Genomic DNA, 1570 nt, shown 5'->3' with positions numbered 1-1570 from the left:
TACGGTTAACCTTGTTACGACTTCACCCCAATCGCTGACCCTACCTTCGGCCGCTGGCTCCGTAAACGGTTGCCCCACGGACTTCGGGTATTGCCAACTCTCATGGTGTGACGGGCGGTGTGTACAAGGCCCGGGAACGTATTCACCGCGACATGCTGATTCGCGATTACTAGCAACTCCGGCTTCATGCAGGCGAGTTTCAGCCTGCAATCCGAACTGGGATGAGTTTTGTGAGATTTGCTCCACCTCGCGGTCTCGCGTCTCTTTGTTCTCACCATTGTAGCACGTGTGTAGCCCTAGACATAAGGGGCATGATGATTTGACGTCATCCCCACCTTCCTCCCGGTTAACCCGGGCAGTCTCTTTAGAGTGCTCAACTGAATGGTAGCAACTAAAAATAAGGGTTGCGCTCGTTGCGGGACTTAACCCAACATCTCACGACACGAGCTGACGACAACCATGCACCACCTGTCTTCCTGCCCCGAAGGGCTTCCTCGATTAAGAGTAATTCAGGAGATGTCAAGTCTAGGTAAGGTTCTTCGCGTTGCTTCGAATTAAACCACATGCTCCGCTGCTTGTGCGGGCCCCCGTCAATTCCTTTGAGTTTTAGTCTTGCGACCGTACTCCCCAGGCGGGGTACTTATTGTGTTAACGACGGCACAGAAGGGGTCGATACCTCCTACACCTAGTACCCATCGTTTACGGCGTGGACTACCAGGGTATCTAATCCTGTTTGCTACCCACGCTTTCATGCCTCAGTGTCAGTTACAGTCCAGAAAGCCGCCTTCGCCACTGGTGTTCCTCCTAATATCTACGCATTTCACCGCTACACTAGGAATTCCGCTTTCCTCTCCTGCACTCTAGATACCCAGTTTGGAATGCAGTTCCCGGGTTGAGCCCGGGGATTTCACATCCCACTTAAGTATCCACCTACGCATCCTTTACGCCCAGTAATTCCGGACAACGCTCGCCACCTACGTATTACCGCGGCTGCTGGCACGTAGTTAGCCGTGGCTTGTTTTTCAGGTACTGTCATTATCATCCCTGATCAAAGAGCTTTACGACTCGAAAGCCTTCATCACTCACGCGGCGTTGCTGCATCAGGCTTTCGCCCATTGTGCAATATTCCCCACTGCTGCCTCCCGTAGGAGTCTGGACCGTGTCTCAGTTCCAATGTGGCCGATCACCCTCTCAGGTCGGCTACGCATCGTGGCCTTGGTGAGCCGTTACCTCACCAACTAGCTAATGCGCCGCGGGTCCATCTCAAAGCGGATTGCTCCTTTTCTTGCTGCACCATGCGATGCTACAAGCTTATGCGGTATTAATCTTCCTTTCGAAAGGCTATCCCCCACTTTGAGGCAGGTTACCCACGTGTTACTCACCCGTCCGCCGCTAAGAATACTCAATGTAAACATCTTGCATTCTCCGCTCGACTTGCATGTGTTAGGCACGCCGCCAGCGTTCGTCCTGAGCCAGGATCAAACTCTCAATTTTAAAGTTTGAACTAGCTATTCATTACACTAGCTTTGAATTCAATTGCTTGAATTCCACTTCCGTGATGGAAGTGTTT

General features: G+C 51.9%; 1 rRNA gene. It reads right to left on the bottom strand.

Annotated features, from left to right (window positions below):
- Positions 1–1494: ribosomal RNA gene (locus tag ACHAL6_RS15535) — 16S ribosomal RNA — on the bottom strand; the annotation flags it as partial.
- Positions 1495–1570 lie beyond the last annotated feature (76 nt).

The sequence above is a fragment of the Proteiniclasticum sp. C24MP genome, assembly GCF_043951855.1.
Classification (GTDB): Bacteria; Bacillota; Clostridia; order Clostridiales; family Clostridiaceae; genus Proteiniclasticum.
Note: the sequence above shows the minus strand (reverse complement) of the source record. Positions and strands in the feature narration are given on the sequence as shown.